This is a genomic window from Rahnella perminowiae (assembly GCF_019049695.1).
Classification (GTDB): domain Bacteria; phylum Pseudomonadota; class Gammaproteobacteria; order Enterobacterales; family Enterobacteriaceae; genus Rahnella; species Rahnella perminowiae.
Genome location: NZ_JAFMOT010000186.1, coordinates 252652 through 271299 on the forward strand (window position 1 = coordinate 252652; position 18648 = coordinate 271299).

The window sequence follows — 18648 nt, forward strand, 5'->3', positions numbered from 1 at the left end:
AATTCGCCTCCGTTAGACCTTTTCCACGTTAACCAGGAACGCCTTGAATTCCGGCGTTTGCGAGTTAGCGTCACCGACTGACGGCGTCAGCGTATTGGCTAAATAACCTTTACGCGTCGCACCTTCAAATCCCCAGTGGCATGGGATGCCAATGGTATCGACGTGCTTACCGTCGATGGTCAGCGGCCGGATGCGCCTGGTCACCACGGCTTTGGCCACGATGAATCCGCGCTTCGAAGACACTTTCACTTCATCACCCTGCGCAATGCCCTTCGAGGCGGCCAGACTTTCGCCGATCTCGATAAACTGCTCAGGCTGCGCAATGGCGTTGAGCAACGCGTGTTTGGTCCAGTGGCGGAACAATTCGGTAATTGAATAGGTGGTCGCCACATACGGGAAGTCTCGGGCGGTGCCCATATTCGGCAAATCACTGGCAAAAATACGCGTAACCGGGTTCGAGATAACGTCCGGATGCAGCGGGTTGGTGCCAATCGGTGATTCGATAGGTTCGTAATGCTCGGGGAACGGACCGTCGGCCATTTTGTCGGTCGCAAATAAACGCCCGACGCCTTCCTGTTGCATGATGAACGGCCCGACACCCGAACCCGGCGCAGCGGCGCTGTAATCCGGGACGTCAAAACCGGTCCACTTCGCACCATCCCAGCGGATGATTTCGCGTTTCGGATCCCACGGCTGTCCCTGCGGGTCGGCGGAGGCGCGGTTATACAGAATGCGGCGGTTGAGCGGCCAGCACCATGCCCAGCCGGACGTGCAGCCCAGACCGGACGGATCGGCGTTATCGCGGCGCGCCATCTGATTACCGGCTTCCGTCCAGCTTCCCGTATAAATCCAGCAGAAACTGGCCGTGCTGCCGTCATTTTTCAGATGGGCAAATGTTGAAAGTTGCTGGCCTTTTTTCGCCAACAGATTGCCCTGATCGTCATGAATATCGGCCAGCGCTTTGCCGTTGGCTTCGCGGGCGATCTCTTCCGGCAACGGGTCGAGTGGATCCTGATAATCCCACGCCATATTCAGCACCGGCAGCGGGTTCGCACCGCCTTCTTTCTGATACAGTTCGCGCAGTTTCATAAACAGACGGGCGATAATTTTGCCGTCATGCAGCGCTTCACCCGGTGGCTCAGAGGCCTGAAAGTGCCATTGCAGCCAGCGACCGGAGTTGACTATTGATCCGTTTTCTTCGGCGAAACAGGAAGACGGCAGGCGGAACACTTCGGTCTGAATATCGGCGGTTTGTACGTCGTTCATCGCGCCGTGATTCTGCCAGAAATTCGAGGATTCGGTGACCAGCGGGTCGATCACCACCATGTATTTGAGTTTCGAGAGCGCGCGCGAAGATTTGTTTTTATCCGGGAATGCCGCCAGCGGATTGAAGCCCTGCACGATATAGCCGTTGAGTTTGCCTTCGGTCATCAGCTCGGCCTGTTGCAACACATCGTAGCTTTTGTCCCATTTCGGCAACCAGTCAAAGCCCCAGTCATTTTCCGCCGTGGCATGTTCGCCCCAGAAGCTTTTCATCATGCTGACGAAAAAATTCGGCGTGTTTTTCCAGAAATTGACCTGTCCGTCCACCAGCGGCACGGGGGTGATTTGTTGCAGATAATCAGTAAAACGGGTCTGTTTTTCAGACGGCAAAGGCATGTAGCCGGGCAGGTTCAGAGACAACAAACCGAGGTCGGTATAGCCCTGAATATTAGAGTGACCGCGCAGGGCATTCACGCCACCGCCGGGCATACCGATATTGCCGAGCAGCAACTGGATCATCGCCGCACAGCGGATGATTTGTGCGCCGCCGGTATGGTGCGTCCAGCCCAGTGCATACAAAATGGTCGACGTTTTGTCGCGCGCACAGGTTTCCGCCAGAATGGAACTGATCAGCAGGAAATCTTCTTTCGGGGTGCCGCACAGGCGCTCCACCAGTTCCGGCGTGTAACGGGATACGTGCGCTTTCAGCAGATTCCACACACAGCGCGGGTCCTGCAACGTTTTATCCTGTTTCGCGAAGCCTTTTTCATCAAGCTGATAGTGCCAGCTTTCCTTGTTATAGGCTTTTTTCGCTGCGTCAAAACCGCTGAACAGCCCGTCGTTAAATTCATAGTCTTCACGCACCAGCAGGCTGGCGTTGGTATATTCCCGGACGTATTCGGTCTGGATTTTATTGTGGGTGATCAGGTAGTTGATCATGCCCAGCAGGAAAACCGTGTCGGAACCGGCGCGGATAGGCGCGTAAATATCGGCCACGGCAGCACTGCGGTTAAAGCGCGGGTCGACCACGATGACTTTAGCGTTGTTTTTGGTTTTGGCCTCAATCACCCATTTGAATCCGACCGGATGCGCTTCTGCCGCATTTCCGCCCATAATCAAAATCACGTTGGCATTTTTGATGTCGACCCAGTTGTTGGTCATCGCGCCACGACCGAACGTAGGCGCTAATGCTGCAACGGTCGGGCCGTGACACAGCCGTGCCTGGCAGTCGATCGCCACCATACCCAGTGCGCGGGTGAATTTCTGATCAAGCAGACCGGTTTCGTTACTGGCCGCTGAAGAACACAGCATACCGGTGGTCAGCCAGCGGTTGACCGTGACGTTATTGTCATTTTTCTCGACAAAGTTGGCGTCGCGGTCATCTTTCATCAGGCGGGCGATACGGGAAATCGCCTCATCCCAGGAGATGCGCTGCCACTTATCGGAGCCGGGTGCACGGTACTGCGGATGTGTCAGGCGGCCTTCACTGTGGATGTAATCCAGCACACCTGCACCTTTCGGGCACAACGAGCCACGACTGACCGGATGATCGGCGTCACCCTCTACATGAAAGATATTTTCAGTGACATTTTTTGCGCCGTCGCCCTGGCTGTAAATCAGCATGCCGCAACCTACGGAACAGTAAGTGCAGTTGTTGCGGGTTTCACGTGAGCGAAGCAGTTTGTATTGGCGGGTTTCCGCCAGCGCCAGAGTCGGCGTGAATCCTAATAATGCTGCTGTGGTGCCGGCCATACCACCCGCACATATTTTGAATAATTGTCTTCTGCTGACTTGCATGAAAGACTCCTTCCCATCATTTAGGCACACATTGCTTTTCAAATTGGCGCTTTCATGAACAACGTCGAAAGCGGTAAAATTAAGGTATAAAGTCCTGATTTTTTGTACGGCTTATGTAGCCGGAATGTTTATAAGGTTATTGCTAATGGATGTCCATCACGTAAACGAACTGGGCGAAAAAGATGACAAAAAAGTGACTCAGATCATCGGAGCGAGCCAAAAACCGGTGATGCAACGCACACATCTCAATGAACCTGAAGATGACTGGATTGCTCAGGAAGTGCCCGTCGCTCTGGTCTATAACGGCATTTCACATGTGGTGATGATGGCGTCGCCAAAAGATTTACAAGCCTTTGCGCTGGGCTTTTCATTGTCAGAAGGGATTATTGAATCCACCGGTGAGATTTACGGGATGGAGGTGACGCCAAACTGCCACGGTATAGAAGTTAATATCGAACTGTCGAGCCGCCGTTTTGCCGGGCTGAAAGAACGCCGCCGGGCTATGGCGGGCCGCACCGGTTGCGGAGTCTGCGGCATCGAACAGTTAGACGATCTGTTCCGCCCGCTCGCGCCACTGCCGTTTACCCAAACGTTTGAGCTGGCGAATCTGGATAATGCGCTGCATCAGCTGAAATCCGTACAGGAAATCGGCCAGCTTACCGGTTGCACCCACGCCGCTGCCTGGATCACGCCGGAAGGTCAGCTACTGGGTGGATGCGAAGATGTGGGCCGTCACGTGGCGCTGGATAAAATGCTGGGTATCCGTGCCAGACAGAGCGACTGGAAATCCGGTGCCGCGCTGGTATCAAGCCGCGCCAGTTATGAAATGGTGCAAAAAGCCGCCATGTGCGGCATCGAAATTCTGTTCGCCGTCTCCGCCGCCACCACGCTCGCGGTCGACGTCGCCGAAAAATGCAATCTGACGCTGGTCGGTTTCAGCAAACCGGGACGGGCAACGGTGTATACGCATCCGCAGCGGCTGAGGTAAACTCAGAGCAGAATTTGAACAGTTATCCATCAATGTGGGCGTATTCGAGAATACGCATTTTGATTTCCCACCGATTAAAAGTGCAGAAGCTGATGCTGAAAAGGCAGAGATCCATATCTTCACCGGCCCGAACGGCTGCGGGAAAAGTACTCTGCTGTATGCGCTGGCGGCGGTGTTTGATGAAGCAACGGGGGACATGTCTTTAATTAATTCGCGGCTGGCGACAAAAGACAACCGTGTTCATTACATGTTTGACCATCAAAACGGGTCATATAGCGGGTATAAGTTTCTGGCTCAAGGCGGTGACAGCCTTGGTTATTCTGATTCAAGCTATTCAGAAATTATTTATGAATACCATCAATCTGCAAAAGCATTCCTTGATTCTGGAAGAGATTTTTGAAGTGAAGGAACAGTTTGATGTCGAAAACGTTTCCGCTGGTATTCACCCAAATGCTATGAAAATGTCCGCCAAAAGTTATTCGACGCAAGCCTTCAACATTGTGCATTTTGCGACGGACTGACCGGTGCTGAAAGCCGCCAGACCATCGAACATTTTAAGCCCAAGAAACGCCACGCCTTTCCGGAACTGGCTTTCCACTGGCAAAATCTTTATCCCTGCTGTGACCGCTGTCAGAGTGAAAAAGGTAACCGATATGATCCCGCACTGCTCAACCCTGATGATCTCGAATATCATTTTGATGATTACTTCGTGGCAAATTACCTGACAGGTGAAATTGAAGTATCTCCGCTCGCCAGCACGGAAAACTGTCACAGAGCATGTGTTACTCTTGAGCTATATGGATTAAATCTGGATATCCGTACTGCGCGTCGTAAACGGGAAGCGCAAATATTTCAGCGCAGAAATCCGGAAACAGAACTCTTAGATGACTTCAGTTATCGCTATTTCATCAAGAACAGCTAAAGGCCCCTTTAAGCACCGCGTGCCTTTAGACAATTTAGGATTGTTTGCGGTTATCTGGTTCTAAGCCCCGAATAACAGGCGCTTACGCGTATCTATCCGCTGGCGGGGACAGAGATAATCATTTTCAATATCATTTAATTAACTATAATGATCCGACTGATTACGCGGTGCTCACAATGACGGTGCCGCCCTACACTACGGAGACGATGAACATGAGTTATTCACTGCCATCACTGCCTTACGCATACGACGCACTCGAACCGCATTTCGACAAAGAAACGATGGAAATCCATCACACTAAACATCACCAGACTTACGTTAACAACGCTAACGCTGCGCTGGAAAGCCTGCCGGAACTGGCTGCACTGCCGGTTGAAGAACTGATCACCAAGCTGGATCAGGTTCCTGCAGACAAGAAAGTCGTTCTGCGTAACAACGCAGGTGGCCACGCTAACCACAGCCTGTTCTGGAAAGGCCTGAAAACCGGCACCACACTGCAAGGCGAACTGAAATCTGCCATCGAACGCGATTTCGGCAGCGTTGACGCTTTCAAAGAAACTTTCGAGAAAGCAGCGGCAACCCGTTTCGGTTCAGGTTGGGCATGGCTGGTACTGAAAGATGGCAAACTGGCCGTCGTTTCTACAGCTAACCAGGACAGCCCGCTGATGGGCGAAGCCATTTCCGGCGCTTCCGGTTACCCGCTGCTGGGTCTGGATGTGTGGGAACACGCTTACTACTTGAAATATCAGAACAAACGCCCTGATTACATCAAAGCCTTCTGGGCTGTTGTAAACTGGGACGAAGCTGCAAAACGTCTGGCTGAAGCGAAGTAATTTCGCACTGCCGCCCAGCACGGGCAAGATGTCTTAGCCAATGGCGGGTCTGTGACCCGCTTTTTTATGTCCTGAATTTGTACGCATGCTCACTGTTTCACAGCGAATTATTCTTCTGTTTCCCACCATTATTAGACCCCGCTCGCATTAATCAAAAATACGCCACACATCCTATAAAGTTTATGAAAAAGCCTACCGATAGATTGTTCACAAAGGCGTCACAAAACCGCATGTCTATTTAAAAGGGATGTTTGACGGAGAATGATTATGAGTAACGGATCGGGTCTTTCGCAGTGGATGAACAATCTTAAGGTCGGCACCAAACTGGGTCTGGGTTTCGGCCTGGTGCTTTTGATCGCGGCCGTCATTACCACTGCGGGAATGATTAAATTTAACGACATCAGTCAGCGTGCGGAAAAAGTCGATTTCAGTAATCAGATGAATGCATTACTCAATGATGCCCGCCTCAGCCGTACGCTTTATCAGCTCAATTACAATCCGGTGTATCTCAAACAAAACCAGGACAACATTGACGCACTGTCGCAACTGATAACCCAGTCGAAAGACAAGCTGGACTGGGATACCGCCAGTCAAACAAATCTCGATCAGGTGCCGGTGAAAATCCATGAGTACCAGCAGGCGCAGGCCGCATTCAAAGAAGCCGTCGATCGCAAAGATGCGGTGCGGGCCAGCTGGAATCTTTCCGAGACGGAAGCCGTGGTGACGCGTTTGCAGGATCAGTTACGCGTAGAAGATGCCGATCCTTCCATTCGGCTTTCACTGGCTGAAGTGATTCAGAAATTGATCAGTGTGCGTTATAACGTGCGCGGCCTGTTGCTGAACATTAATAAAGAAACTGAAGCCAAGCTGTTGAAGTCAATTGATGATACGCAAGCGAATGCTAAAAAACTCAACGCATTATTGTTGCCGGATCAGCAGGCCACACTTGCCCCGCTGATGAGTGCACTGGCAACCTATAAAAATCACGTTCAGGCGTTCATGCCGGCTTATGAAGATGAACAAAGAAATTCACAATTGCTGTCAGTAAAAGCCGCAGAGATGAACGCTCTGGTAGCGAAAATCTTTAAAAATGAACTGATTAACACGCATAAAGACATACGTGATGCGCAGAACATCATGATGGTGATTACGCTGATCGTACTGCTGGTCGGGATTATCATTGCATGGCGAATCACCCGCCAGATTGCCCAGCCGCTGCGTGATACGCTGAAAACAGCAGAGGCGATTGCGCAGGGTGACCTGACTGTGGCGCATCCGACCACACGTCGCGATGAACTGGGCATGCTGATGAACGCGGTATCCGCAATGAGCCAGAACCTCAGCACCATGATTTATGAAATCCGCTCCGGTGTTTCACAGGTATCTCACGCGGCGGCGGAAATCGCTGCCGGGAATACCGATCTTTCCTCACGCACCGAACAGCAGGCTGCGGCCGTCGAAGAAACCGCCGCCAGCATGGAAGAACTGAGCGCAACGGTGAAACAGAACGCTGATAATGCCCATCACGCCAGCAAACTGGCCAGCGAAGCTTCAGGTACCGCGACGCTCGGTGGCAAACAGGTCGGCCAGGTGGTCGACACCATGCAGCAGATTTCCGGCAGCTCAAAACGTATTGCTGAAATTACCTCCGTCATCAACGGCATCGCGTTCCAGACCAATATTCTGGCGCTGAACGCCGCCGTTGAAGCCGCCCGGGCCGGTGAACAGGGGCGCGGATTCTCCGTCGTCGCCTCGGAAGTCCGCACATTGGCACAGCGCAGTGCGCAGGCAGCGAAAGAAATTGAAGGACTGATTGCCGAATCCGTTGAGCGGGTGAATACCGGTGCGAAGCTGGTGGAAAACACCGGACGAACCATGCAGGACATCGTAAAATCGGTCTCGCATGTGCGCGATATTATGGGTGAAATCGCCTCTGCTTCTGACGAACAAAGCCGTGGCATCAGTCAGATTTCGCAGGCGATTGTCGAAATGGACAGCACGACACAGCAGAATGCCGCGCTGGTTGAGCAGTCTTCCGCCGCCGCTGATTCACTCGAAGATCAGGCCGCGACGCTGACCCAGGCAGTCTCGGTATTCCGTCTGGCTGATAATGGCGACAGACTGGATGCGCCAGCATCCGCCGCGCTGCGCCGTCCGACTCTGGCACTGCCGGCACAAAGCAAAACCAGTCAGGATAACTGGGAAACGTTCTGATTAACGATTTAACCTGCGCACCCGTTTGTGTGCAGGTATTCCTTCTACTCCCGCTGTCGAATGCAGGTTATGCTTGAGCAAGTGACCTTTCAGCAGCGGAGAGCTTATGCATTATCCCGACGTATATATCGGTACCATCGAACATTATCCCGATTTTTCATCCAGTGCGATTGCCAAACGTCAGGTTGATGGCAGCATCGCTTTAACGCCGCTCGGGCTGGAAAATGATCAGCAAGCCGAAAAGTCTTATCACGGTGGCGCTGACCGCGCGCTGTGCCATTTCCCCCGCGAACATTACGCCTGGCTGCGCCAGCAATTTCCCGAAGAAGAAGACCGCTTTCATCCCCCTGCGTTTGGCGAAAATCTTTCAACGCTGGGCATGACCGAAGATAACGTGTTTATCGGCGATATTTTCCGCTGGGGCGACGCGCTGATTCAGGTCACCCAGCCGCGCGCGCCCTGCTACAAGCTGAATCATTTTCTCGACTGCAAAAACCTGTCGCCGTTGTTACAACAAAGCGGACGTTGTGGCTGGTTATATCGGGTCGTCAGTACCGGAAATGTCAGCGGCGACCGGCCGCTGGAATTACTGACGCGCAACAGCGAGGTGTCTGTTGCAGAAGCGATTTCTATCGCCTTCAACATGCCATTTGATGAGGAACAGTATCGCCGTCTGATGTCTGCCGCAGGGATCTCCGCCAGCTGGAGTAAAACCATGCAAATGCGGCTGGTAAACCGCAAGATCGAAGATTTTGGACGACGATTGTTTGGGAAGTAATGTTAACGCCCTCCCCTTCGCAGGGGGAGGAGCAGGGCAAAACTTCACCCCCGGAGTATTAGTTTAGAATTCTTTCTTAGAAAAACCGGTCACCGCTTTCAGGCCCATTTCGCGGCCCAGCGCCGTCATCGGGTGAACCACCACGATACCGCGTACGGTTTTCTTCAGCGTGCCCATATCAGCCTGTTCTTTCTTGGTGATTTCACGGCTGAACAGCTTTTCCAGCTTCTGCGCTTCGGTGCTGAGTTTTTTCTCACGCACGGCTTTCAGACGCGCGATTTCTGCCGCGAGCTTTTCTTTTTCTTCTTCGTGCTTAGCGATTAACTCGGCGTTACCCGCCTGAATCACGGTCGCATCTTTGTGATTCAGTGCATCCAGCATATCGCTGAGACGTTTGATCTCGGCTTTTTCAACTTCTTTCATGATTTCAGATCCGTTCATGCCGCAGCGGGCACGATTGTAAATGGGGAATAATAACCGTCAGTGTATCAGGAAGTGCGGGATTCTTCAGCTTGCTCCTGCGTTTCTGCCAGCCCCGGAGGCAAACCGCACATCTCACAGGCCCGCTCACCAATGCGGATCATTGCTGAAATATAGCGTGTATCAAAAACATAGCAGCACGACAAACGCAGGCCATTGGTGTAGCGGCCGCTGGGTGAATACAGTTTTCCCGGCGTCATACAAATTTTATCTTTCAGCAACTGGCGGAACAGCGTGACGCAGTCGACACCCGGCGGGAAATCCACCCAAATCACAAATCCGCCTGCCGGCTGTGTGGCACGGGTGCCTTGTGGAAAGTGGCGGGCGATTAGCGCGCGTGCCTGCTCAACCTGCGACGCGTAGCGCTTGCGTAAAGCCCGCAGATGATGATCGTAACCGCCTGACTCCAGAAACAGCGTCAGCGTTTGGGAAAGCAAAGCGGACTCTGCCATTGACGATACAGCTTTCAGTTTATGCAGCTTATCGGCAAAGCGTCCGCCTTCCACCCAGCCGATGCGAAAATCGGGGGCCAGCGTTTTGGTAAAGCTGGTGCAAAACAGGATCCAGCCGTCGCGGTCAAAGGCTTTTACCGCCGGAGACAATGTCGCGCCAAATTGAATTTCCGCGTACAACCCGTCTTCAATCAGCGGGACATGGTGATCGTTCATCAGCCGCGCCAGCCGTTTTTTTGCCGCCAGCGGCATAGTAAAGCCCAGCGGATTTTGCGCCGTCGGCATGGCGATCACCGCATTCAGACGTTTCTCGGTCAGCAGCATTTCCAGCACATCCAGCGACAGGCCAGTTTGCGGATCCGTGGGGATTTCCACCGCTTTCAGCCCGAGACTTGCCAGCATCGGCAGCAGGTAAAAATAGGTCGGCGTTTCCAGCCCGACGCTGTCACCGGGTTTGGTGGTGACGCGCAACGCCAGCTGTAACGCTTCCATGCAACCGTGCGTAATCGTGATATCTGCGGGTTCTAAAATCATACCGAGCGCCAGTGCACGGCGGGCAATTTGCTGGCGTAACGCCGGGCTGCCCGGCGGCAGCGCGTATTGCCCGATCAGATTGGGCTGACGACGCAGCAATGATGCCATAATTCGCCCCAGCTTGCCGGTCGGGTAAAAATCGTTCGACTGCGGGCAGGCCAGCGATAAGTTGGTATAGGTGGGGTCAATTTGTGAGGCGAATACTGTGTCGATCAGATCCAGCACTTCATCTGCGGGTTTTGCGGCTGGCGTTTGTGGTTGTTCCTGTGGCTGATGGTTCAGCGCAGGCAACGCGGCACGGACATAAAAACCCGACTGCGGGCGTGCCTCGATAAAGCCGCGATCTTCCAGCCGCCGGTAAGCCGCTACCACAGTGTTGATGCTGACTGACCAGGTTTGTGCGCTGCGCCGCACGGACGGCAAACGGCTGCCCGGCGCGAGTGTGCCACGGCGGATAGCGTCCGCCAGTTGTTCTGCCAGCTGGTTATATCGGGTGTCGCTGAAATCCGCGGTGTCAGTCATGGTGTCAGTTCCGTAAAAAGTGATGGGTACAGTTTTGGGTTACGCAATCTGTAACCATAACAATAGCGTATTTCTGGTTCTGTTACCTTCTCTGTTCAGCGTTTACTCTGGCTATCTGGAAAACAGGGGATGCAGGAAAACAACATGATCGATACCGCTTTTGTCAGTTACGTCACTGTGATGTCAATTACGCCCGGCCCGAATAATCTGTTGCTGGCGGCTTCCGGGGTGAATTTCGGGCTGCGCCGCAGCGTGCCGATGATGCTGGGCATTACACTTGGCTGCGTGGTGCAATGCGCGCTGATGACTTCCATGCTGGCGATTCTGCTTAGCTGGATGACGGTGGTGCGTCTGCCGATGGCGGCAGTGGGCTGCGCCTATCTGTTCTGGTTGTCGTGGAAAATTTACCGTTCCGGTTCGCCAAAAGAAGGGACCAAACAGCAACCGATGAACATGGTTAATGGTGCATTATTTCAGGCTGTGAACCCAAAAGCCTGGCTGATGGCGACTAATGTGGCGATCTTATTCACCCCGCCTGATGGCAACATGCTGCATCATACACTGCTGATTTGTATCGGCTTCGCGCTGATCAATCTGCCCTGCATTCTGGTGTGGGTAGTGATGGGTGACAGGTTACGTCAGGCATTACGGGTAGAATGGAAGCTGAAAATGTTCAACACGATCATGGGCGGCATGATGGCGTTAACCGCGCTTTGGCTACTGGTGGGCGAAGTGCGTCATGCGATTCACTAAAACGAATCCCCAAAATAGTTCGGGTTGCAGAAAGGCGGCAAGTGATGGAATCCTGATGAGCTTACTCAAGTAAGTGATTCGGGTGACTGAACGCAGCTAACGCATCTGCGGCCCGAAGTATGACGGGGATTCACTTTTGCACCGGAGAAAGCCTGGAAGGCTGCTGATTACTGATATGGGCAATCAGCCCGGTCACGGAAAGCACCATGGTGGAGCGGACGATTTGCTGATAACGCTGGCGTTGCATGGCGATCAGCGATTCGTCGGCTTCCCCGGGTTTCAGGAAGGTCGGTGCCGGCGGCAGTTCTGTCACACAATGCAATTCACCGAACGGGCCGAGAATTTCATCATCGGTAAAACGATACTCTTCGCCGTCGTAATTCAGCTCTTCACGCAACGCCATCAGTAATTCCGCATCTTCATACTCGTGACGGCTGATTACACCCAGCGCATAAATCAGTTTTAAGCGAACAGACAAATCACCAAGCGGGCCGGTGCCGGTCAGTAAAGGTTCGACTGCATATTTCACCGCGTAATCGTCTTTGCGGAAAACCTGCACGACCAGAATATCCAGCGCTTCCGCCAGTAACTCCACAGCGGTCATTAAAAAGCTGCGCACGGTTTTACCCGCATTGAGCTTTTCAAGGACACGGTTTTCAAACGCCTGAGCTTTTTCCATAGGGCTTACTTGCATTAAAGAGCCGGTGCCGACAGCGCCCCTGGCGTCATCCATGATGCGCGCATGTCGGACAGAGACATCCTGCCCGACAGGGCTTTCTTTGCCTGGTGTTGGCGAAATCAAAATAAACGCAGTATCAGCGCATCGATTCGTAGAGAGCGACGGCTTTCGCCACGACTTCGCCATCTTCTGGCAGACCTGAAATCTGGGCGAGGGCTGCTTTTGGCCCCACTTTCTCCAGCAATTCTACCAGTTCTTTCGCTTGCGGATCCTGCTCGCTGCGATAATGCATCGCGGCCGCAATTCCTCTCACCAGGTTGTCGTTCGGCAGGCGATATTCCTGCGTACCCAGCAAAGGTTTGATCAAACGATCGCCTGCGCTCAGTTTACGCAGTGGCTGACGGCCAACGCGTTCAACATCGTCATGCAGGTACGGATTTTCGAAACGGGTCAGAATTTTTTCGATGTACGCGAAATGTTTTTCCGGGTCAAAACCGTAACGGCGGATCAGCACTTCACCGCTCTCCTCCATCGCACCACGAACCACCAGACGCACTTTCTCATCAAGAATTGCATCACGAATTGTCGCATGGCCTGCCTGCTGACCCAGATAGGCGGTGATGGCATGGCCGGTATTGAGGGTGAACAGTTTACGTTCGACAAACGCCATCAGGTTATCGGTCAGTTCCATGCCGGCGATTTCCGGCAATTCGCCTTTGAACTGGGTTTTGTCGACGATCCATTCACTGAAGGTTTCAACGGTAACCTCCAGCGGATCGGTGGTGCCAGCAGCGGCAGGCGGAACGATACGGTCAACCGCAGAATCGACAAAGCCGATATGCGCTTCAACCCAGGCTTTTTCATCTTCCGGCAGCGCATTGAATACGTGCTGTTTAAACTGGCTGGTGCCGCGCACCATGTTTTCACAGGCAATAATGTTCAGTGGCTTTTCATTGCCCTGCTGATGACGCAGCACCAGACCTTTGGCGACGTTTGGCGCGATTTTTTCCAGCACGGTCGGGCCGACGGCGGTGGTCACCAGATCGACTTCAGCGATCAGGTTGATGGCCTCCTGACCGGCGCTGTTCACGGCATTCACATTCGTGACAGGCTCAATGGTGGCCTGCTCACCGACAACGTGCACGTCATAACCTTTACGGCTGTTCAGCGCGTCCAGCAACGCAGGGCTGACATCCGCAAACGTCAGTTCAGCCCCGGCATCAGCAAGTAATTTGCCAATAAAACCGCGACCGATGTTACCTGCACCAAAATGTAATGCTTTCATAATATTTCCTTCAAATCGGGGGCCATACTTTATGGTAAAAAGCTTTGGGTAAAGCCGGGAGCCGCCCGGCTCCGAATCAACAAGCGGGTCTTTTATCAAGACCCGCTTAGTGACGCTCTACTGATTAACCGCTCAACGTTAGCCGCGAAGGATGGTCAGAACTTCTTCAACGCTGGTGGTGTTCGCCAGACGGTCAATCACCCCGTCTTCATCCAGCGCCGTGGTCAGTTTGGTGATCACGTTGATGTGCTCATTGTTACGCGCTGCAATACCGACGACCAGGCGTGCACGGTCATCTTCATCATCGCCCCAGCGGATACCCGCCGGATACTGGCAGAACACGATACCGGTTTTCAGTACGCGATCTTTCGCTTCAATGGTACCGTGCGGCACAGCAATGGATTCCCCCAGATACGTTGAGGTCAGTTGCTCACGTGCCAGCATCGCCTCCACATATTCTGCCTGAACATAACCGCCTTTCACCAGTTGTTCACCGGCAAAACGAATCGCGTCTTCTTTGGTGCCCGCATTCAGGCCGAGGAAAATGTTGCTTTCGCTGATGCGGAACAGGTTTTCGTTTTCATTGTCAGCCACAAGGCTGTCGCCCAGCGTAGTGGTCACTTTCTCTTTGTACTGGCTGGCTTTGTTCACTTCTACCAGACGGGAAGTCAGGTCCGTGTACAAGCCGCTGTCGAGGAAGTTAGTCAGCGAAATGTGCTGTGCATGTGGCACCTGACGCATGGCACGTTCGGTCAGGTCACGGTGAGTAATCACCAGATCCACGTCATCAGGCAGATTGTTGATTGCACTGTTGGTGACGCTGATGTTGGTCAGACCTGCATCCTGCACTTTTTTGCGCAGCACACCGGCACCCATGGCGCTTGACCCCATACCGGCGTCACAGGCAACGATGATTTTACGTACGGTAGACAGGTCACCCGCTACGCCTGCAACAGCCGGTTTGCCGCCTTTAGACTGGGCTTTCATATCCTGCATGCGACGTGTTGCTTCGTCCAGATCGTCGCCATCTTTCGCTTTGGTGGTTTTCAACAGGAATGCGGAGATCACGAAGGACACCGCAAATGCTGCCACAATCGCCGCAATGTTAGCGAAGTACGTGCCTTTTGGCGTCATCGCAAGAACCGCAAGAATGGAACCTGGAGAAGCCGGGGATACCAGGCCACCGTTGAGCAGCGTCAGGGTGAACACGCCGGTCATACCACCCAGGATTACCGCCAGCAACAGACGTGGGTTCATCAGAACGTATGGGAAATAAATTTCGTGGATACCACCCAGGAAGTGGATGATTGCCGCGCCGCCCGCAGATTGCTTAGCGCTGCCACGACCGAAGAACATGTACGCCATCAGGACGCCCATACCCGGACCTGGGTTCGCTTCGATCAGGAAGAAGATAGATTTACCGGTTTCAGTCGCCTGCTGGATACCCAGCGGAGAGAAGATACCGTGGTTGATGGCGTTATTGAGGAACAGGATTTTCGCCGGTTCAACAAAGATAGAGGCGAGCGGCAACAGGTTATGGATAACCATGATGTGCACGCCTGCAGCCAGCAATTTAGACAGGGCTTCAACCAGCGGGCCGATGGCCAGGAAAGCCAGGATTGCCAGCAGCATACCAATAATACCGGCCGAGAAGTTGTTAACCAGCATCTCGAAGCCGCTTTTGATTTTACCGTCAACCCAGCGGTCAAAACGCTTGATGCACCAGCCGCCTAACGGGCCTGCAATCATTGCGCCGAGGAACATTGGCATATCCGCACCAACGATAACCCCCATTACGGTGATTGCGCCGACCACACCACCACGATCACCACCAACCAGACGACCACCGGTAAAACCGATGAGCAATGGCAGAAGATACGTGATCATCGGGCCAACCAGTTTCGCTAATGTTTCATTAGGGATCCAGCCGGTAGGAATGAACAGAGCAGTAATGATACCCCAGGCGATAAATGCGCCGATGTTGGGCATTACCATGTTACTCAGGAAGCGACCAAAGTTTTGAACTTTGATCTTAACGTCTGGTGAAAACATAAAACGCACCCCTATTGATACGCGCTGACAATAGAGCGCGTGATATCAGTTAATTATCGGTGACGGTTATTTCGGTTTTTGTGCCACTGCTTTAAAAATCCGTCCGTCGAATTGCTGTCTGCGAGGCGGACTCTACCATGTGATTATAGGCCTCGCGTAGCCACCCCACAGCTCGTGACGCAGATCACACATACGGGACCCTTACCCCCTGCATTTTGGTGACTTCGATCACAAAAACAGTCTGTAACCGAGCTACACTGGCGATTATTTAAGCGCAACACCCCTCATAATGTGACTTAAGTCACTTTTTGTTAACGAGTCTTTATCATTAAAACGTGATATTCATCACAAAGTATTTTTGGGCGGACTTGTGTATTTCGCTTAAAAAAAATTCAGACGTGTCTTAGGAAAGGAAAACTGAGTTTACAGAGGAAATGCTGAAAGAAAATTACAGGCGGGGGCGGAAAAACAAAACGGCGAACTGTCAGACAGCCCGCCGTGATGAAATCGTGTTTTACAGAGAAAATTACTTCCCGCCCTGCGCCTTCACAATGGCGGCCTGCAGTTCTTCAGCAGAAACGGCACCAGGCAGCACACTGGTGTTTTCAGCAGTTGCACCGCTGGTTGGCATCACCACGAAACCCGGGGTGCCGCTGAAGCCCAGCGTACGTGCCAGCTCATCGTTAGCGGCGATCGCTTCGTGTGTGGCTTTGCGCTGTGCATCGGTTGGCGCTGTCGCTTTGGCAGCTTTCACTGCACCGGCGATATCAGCATCTGTAAGCTTACCTTCATCATGACCCGTGCGGTAAATGCTGTTGTGATAATCGAAATACGCCTGGCTGCCTTTTTCTTTCCAGATGGCCATACCGGTTTCCGCAGCCGTGATGGAGGCTTTCCAGCGATCACCGAAGATTGGCCATTCTTTGAAGACGAAGCGCACGTTCGGGTTCGCTTTCACGGTCTGCTCAACCACCGGCGCCATGTGGCTACAATACAGGCACTGATAATCGAAGAATTCTACGAACGCGACTTTGGCATCTTTCGGACCATAGCTTGGGGTCGCCGGGTCGTTTACCAGCGTTTTGGCGTTTTCAAGCACGGCGCTCAGGGTTTGCTGTTGTTGCTGATCAGCCTGCTGTGCCTGCAATTTCTGGCTGACCTGCACCAGAATTTCCGGGTGCTGCAACATGTAATCCGCCGCAATTTTACCAATGGCTTCCTGCTGCGCCGGGGTGAAATCTGCGGTTGCGCTGTCGGCAGCAAAAGCCAGCGTCGGCGCCAGCACCAGAGAAGCCAACAGAGTCATCGTCTGACGTTTCATCAAAAATCCTTAAAGTGAAATACGGGGAAAATCGGACAGTTGCCTTCAAAAGTAGAGGAATTCAGCCGGATTTGCAGGCTAAAAATTGTCATTTTTTATAAATCTATGGGCAGGGTCCGGGGCAATAAAAAAGCCACGTACAAGATGACGTGGCTTTTTTGCAGATTTTAGTGTGGCTTAGTGGCTGAAATCGCCCTGCGCGACTTTTTGCGCCTGAAGCAATGTCTGCTGTTTGCCCACCAGATTAGACATCATGGTGTTGTACTGCGTAGCCTGTTGCTGCGTCGGGAACTGCACGCCGCCGTTAGCAAAGGCGACCTGAGTGCCTTGCTGTTGCAGGAAATCACCCACTGACACGATATCCTGCGTGAAGCTTTGCAGCGCAGGCACCAGCGGGGTCAACACGTTAGCAGGCTGGGTCACCACACTGTTGTATACCTGGCTATAAACGGCTTTCAGATCATCCGGCTGTTTCAGTGCAGCCATCGCGGTATCGGCTTTGACTTTCGAATCACGCAACTGGGCATTGAGCATGCTCAGCGTACTTTCCGCCTGTTGCAACGCGCTGCGCTGCGTCATGTAATCCTGCGGCGTACGCACCTGACCAATCGCGCTGACCACCGGTACCAGGCTACCTTCAACGGCACCTTTCATCTGGCGGGAGAATGACAGAATGATGCCGTAGTCATTCGCGTAATTACCAAAACGTTGTTTCTGATCTTCACTCAGCGACGGCAGATTTTGCCCGCTGCGCATGACGGTATTTTGCAAATAATCGATAAAGGCTTTGCGTTGTTCCGGTTCTTTATCGCCGCATGCAGTGAGCTGAAACACCACCAGCAGTGCGATAATCGGCGCCAGCCAGCGAGACAATACACCGCTTCTGATCCCTACAGCCATGAGTCCTGACTCCTGATTTCAATGTTCTTCTTCCGGCCAGTTCCCTGCCGATATGCGGCTTTCCATGCCAGGTATCAACCCAAAATACTTCCAGATGCGGGAAGGCAGCAAGCACGCGAATCCCTATGAACTTACATAAGTAAGTCATTCTGGCGCAGCCGCCACCTGCAATCTGAAGTATGACGGGTATAGGATAGAACATCTCAGGCAGATGTGATACTCACAAAACAAGTACGTTGAGTTATCGTTTCCAGGCCCCCTTCGCTTTTTTTGCGTACAACGCTTACCTGTCATTTCACTATGTGGCTTTATCTCCTGAATGAATAATAGAAATAAATCTTCATACCTATTTCTATTTATTCATATTTATTAACAAGCTGAGAATTAAAGATTTATATTTTTATAGATCACTAAAAACATCTTAATAAACAATTAAGTTAAGGCAATTTACCACCGTGATAAACTGAAGGTGGGATTATATAATCATTAACTTTAGGAGTAGGTATGTTCTCAGAAAAAGAAACGCAAGACAAAATCGCTGACATGCAAGATAAAAAACAAAAAATGCTACAGATAAAATCCAAATTAGAAAATGAAATCAAAGAGTTAGAAGAAAAATTCAGTCGTCAATGTGATTTCGCTAATATATCTCAAAACATGAGACATTATATTTTATTAGAAAAAAAAGTGGAAGAATTAGCAAATAGGTGCTTCAGTAATTCGACGAAATACTGTAACACCTTTCATGAGGGATTATATAAAGAGAAAGATGAGATAAAGAAAAACCTGAAAAGCCTGCAAGGATCTTCCACTCTCTTATATTAAACAAAAGTGAGCGATAAACATGCTGAATTCCGATGAACAGATCAAAACTT

15 protein-coding genes are annotated in these 18648 nt (G+C 52.1%); 7 read left to right on the plus strand and 8 right to left on the minus strand.

Annotation, left to right across the window (positions count from 1 at the left end; translation table 11 throughout):
- Positions 1 to 12: 12 nt before the first annotated feature.
- A complete protein-coding gene (gene fdnG, locus J1781_RS21620; protein ID WP_217138529.1) occupies positions 13 to 3060 on the minus strand; it encodes a formate dehydrogenase-N subunit alpha in 3048 nt (1015 codons plus the stop codon).
- Between the two features lie 145 nt (positions 3061 to 3205).
- On the opposite strand from fdnG, the gene fdhD reads away from it, so the two are divergent.
- The 5 genes from fdhD (at position 3206) to yiiM (ending at position 8795) form a co-directional block, all read left to right on the plus strand.
- Positions 3206 to 4048, plus strand: a complete 843-nt coding sequence (gene fdhD, locus J1781_RS21625) for a formate dehydrogenase accessory sulfurtransferase FdhD (protein ID WP_129954021.1) — start codon at positions 3206 to 3208, stop codon at positions 4046 to 4048.
- Positions 4049 to 4082: 34 nt separating this feature from the next.
- Positions 4083 to 4448 (plus strand): AAA family ATPase, encoded by a 366-nt coding sequence (locus tag J1781_RS21630; protein WP_217234171.1) that lies wholly within the window; start codon positions 4083 to 4085, stop codon positions 4446 to 4448.
- Positions 4449 to 5182: 734 nt separating this feature from the next.
- Positions 5183 to 5803 (plus strand): superoxide dismutase [Mn], encoded by a 621-nt coding sequence (gene sodA / locus J1781_RS21635; RefSeq protein ID WP_129954025.1) that lies wholly within the window; start codon positions 5183 to 5185, stop codon positions 5801 to 5803.
- Between the two features lie 267 nt (positions 5804 to 6070).
- Positions 6071 to 8017, plus strand: coding sequence for a methyl-accepting chemotaxis protein (locus tag J1781_RS21640; RefSeq protein WP_129954026.1), 1947 nt, complete (start codon positions 6071 to 6073; stop codon positions 8015 to 8017).
- Between the two features lie 106 nt (positions 8018 to 8123).
- Positions 8124 to 8795 (plus strand): 6-hydroxyaminopurine reductase, encoded by a 672-nt coding sequence (yiiM, locus tag J1781_RS21645; protein WP_129991535.1) that lies wholly within the window; start codon positions 8124 to 8126, stop codon positions 8793 to 8795.
- Between the two features lie 63 nt (positions 8796 to 8858).
- Here the strand turns inward: yiiM and J1781_RS21650 are convergent, their stop codons facing one another.
- Positions 8859 to 9218, minus strand: a complete 360-nt coding sequence (locus tag J1781_RS21650) for a YibL family ribosome-associated protein (RefSeq protein ID WP_129954030.1) — start codon at positions 9216 to 9218, stop codon at positions 8859 to 8861.
- A gap of 65 nt (positions 9219 to 9283) precedes the next feature.
- Complete coding sequence (locus tag J1781_RS21655; RefSeq protein WP_217234172.1) at positions 9284 to 10783, minus strand: aminotransferase-like domain-containing protein; 1500 nt, start codon at positions 10781 to 10783, stop codon at positions 9284 to 9286.
- Between the two features lie 144 nt (positions 10784 to 10927).
- On the opposite strand from J1781_RS21655, the gene J1781_RS21660 reads away from it, so the two are divergent.
- Positions 10928 to 11536, plus strand: a complete 609-nt coding sequence (locus tag J1781_RS21660; RefSeq protein ID WP_217219899.1) for a LysE family translocator — start codon at positions 10928 to 10930, stop codon at positions 11534 to 11536.
- 130 nt (positions 11537 to 11666) lie between these two features.
- Here the strand turns inward: J1781_RS21660 and J1781_RS21665 are convergent, their stop codons facing one another.
- The 5 genes from J1781_RS21665 to J1781_RS21685 form a co-directional block, all read right to left on the minus strand.
- Positions 11667 to 12215: an MltR family transcriptional regulator gene (locus J1781_RS21665; protein WP_014411435.1), complete on the minus strand. Its 549-nt coding sequence runs from the start codon at positions 12213 to 12215 to the stop codon at positions 11667 to 11669.
- Between the two features lie 136 nt (positions 12216 to 12351).
- Positions 12352 to 13500, minus strand: coding sequence for a mannitol-1-phosphate 5-dehydrogenase (locus J1781_RS21670; protein ID WP_129954035.1), 1149 nt, complete (start codon positions 13498 to 13500; stop codon positions 12352 to 12354).
- Between the two features lie 138 nt (positions 13501 to 13638).
- Positions 13639 to 15552: a PTS mannitol transporter subunit IICBA gene (locus tag J1781_RS21675; RefSeq protein ID WP_129954037.1), complete on the minus strand. Its 1914-nt coding sequence runs from the start codon at positions 15550 to 15552 to the stop codon at positions 13639 to 13641.
- 526 nt (positions 15553 to 16078) lie between these two features.
- Entirely contained in the window at positions 16079 to 16873 is a 795-nt protein-coding gene (locus tag J1781_RS21680) for a DsbA family protein (protein WP_129954039.1), read from the minus strand.
- Positions 16874 to 17050: 177 nt separating this feature from the next.
- Positions 17051 to 17773, minus strand: a complete 723-nt coding sequence (locus J1781_RS21685) for a DUF3053 domain-containing protein (protein WP_129954041.1) — start codon at positions 17771 to 17773, stop codon at positions 17051 to 17053.
- 504 nt (positions 17774 to 18277) lie between these two features.
- On the opposite strand from J1781_RS21685, the gene J1781_RS21690 reads away from it, so the two are divergent.
- Positions 18278 to 18598 (plus strand): hypothetical protein, encoded by a 321-nt coding sequence (locus J1781_RS21690; protein ID WP_217234173.1) that lies wholly within the window; start codon positions 18278 to 18280, stop codon positions 18596 to 18598.
- Positions 18599 to 18648: the final 50 nt, after the last annotated feature.

Excerpts from the sequence above, each read along its gene's own strand:
- fdnG (WP_217138529.1), bottom strand. The coding sequence starts at position 3,060 with ATGCAAGTCAGCAGAAGACAATTATTCAAAATATGTGCGGGTGGTATG.
- J1781_RS21660 (WP_217219899.1), top strand. The coding sequence starts at position 10,928 with ATGATCGATACCGCTTTTGTCAGTTACGTCACTGTGATGTCAATTACG.
- sodA (WP_129954025.1), top strand. The coding sequence starts at position 5,183 with ATGAGTTATTCACTGCCATCACTGCCTTACGCATACGACGCACTCGAA.
- fdhD (WP_129954021.1), top strand. The coding sequence starts at position 3,206 with ATGGATGTCCATCACGTAAACGAACTGGGCGAAAAAGATGACAAAAAA.
- J1781_RS21650 (WP_129954030.1), bottom strand. The coding sequence starts at position 9,218 with ATGAAAGAAGTTGAAAAAGCCGAGATCAAACGTCTCAGCGATATGCTG.
- J1781_RS21640 (WP_129954026.1), top strand. The coding sequence starts at position 6,071 with ATGAGTAACGGATCGGGTCTTTCGCAGTGGATGAACAATCTTAAGGTC.
- J1781_RS21665 (WP_014411435.1), bottom strand. The coding sequence starts at position 12,215 with ATGGAAAAAGCTCAGGCGTTTGAAAACCGTGTCCTTGAAAAGCTCAAT.
- J1781_RS21680 (WP_129954039.1), bottom strand. The coding sequence starts at position 16,873 with ATGAAACGTCAGACGATGACTCTGTTGGCTTCTCTGGTGCTGGCGCCG.
- J1781_RS21675 (WP_129954037.1), bottom strand. The coding sequence starts at position 15,552 with ATGTTTTCACCAGACGTTAAGATCAAAGTTCAAAACTTTGGTCGCTTC.
- J1781_RS21670 (WP_129954035.1), bottom strand. The coding sequence starts at position 13,500 with ATGAAAGCATTACATTTTGGTGCAGGTAACATCGGTCGCGGTTTTATT.
- J1781_RS21685 (WP_129954041.1), bottom strand. The coding sequence starts at position 17,773 with ATGGCTGTAGGGATCAGAAGCGGTGTATTGTCTCGCTGGCTGGCGCCG.
- J1781_RS21655 (WP_217234172.1), bottom strand. The coding sequence starts at position 10,783 with ATGACTGACACCGCGGATTTCAGCGACACCCGATATAACCAGCTGGCA.
- yiiM (WP_129991535.1), top strand. The coding sequence starts at position 8,124 with ATGCATTATCCCGACGTATATATCGGTACCATCGAACATTATCCCGAT.
- J1781_RS21690 (WP_217234173.1), top strand. The coding sequence starts at position 18,278 with ATGTTCTCAGAAAAAGAAACGCAAGACAAAATCGCTGACATGCAAGAT.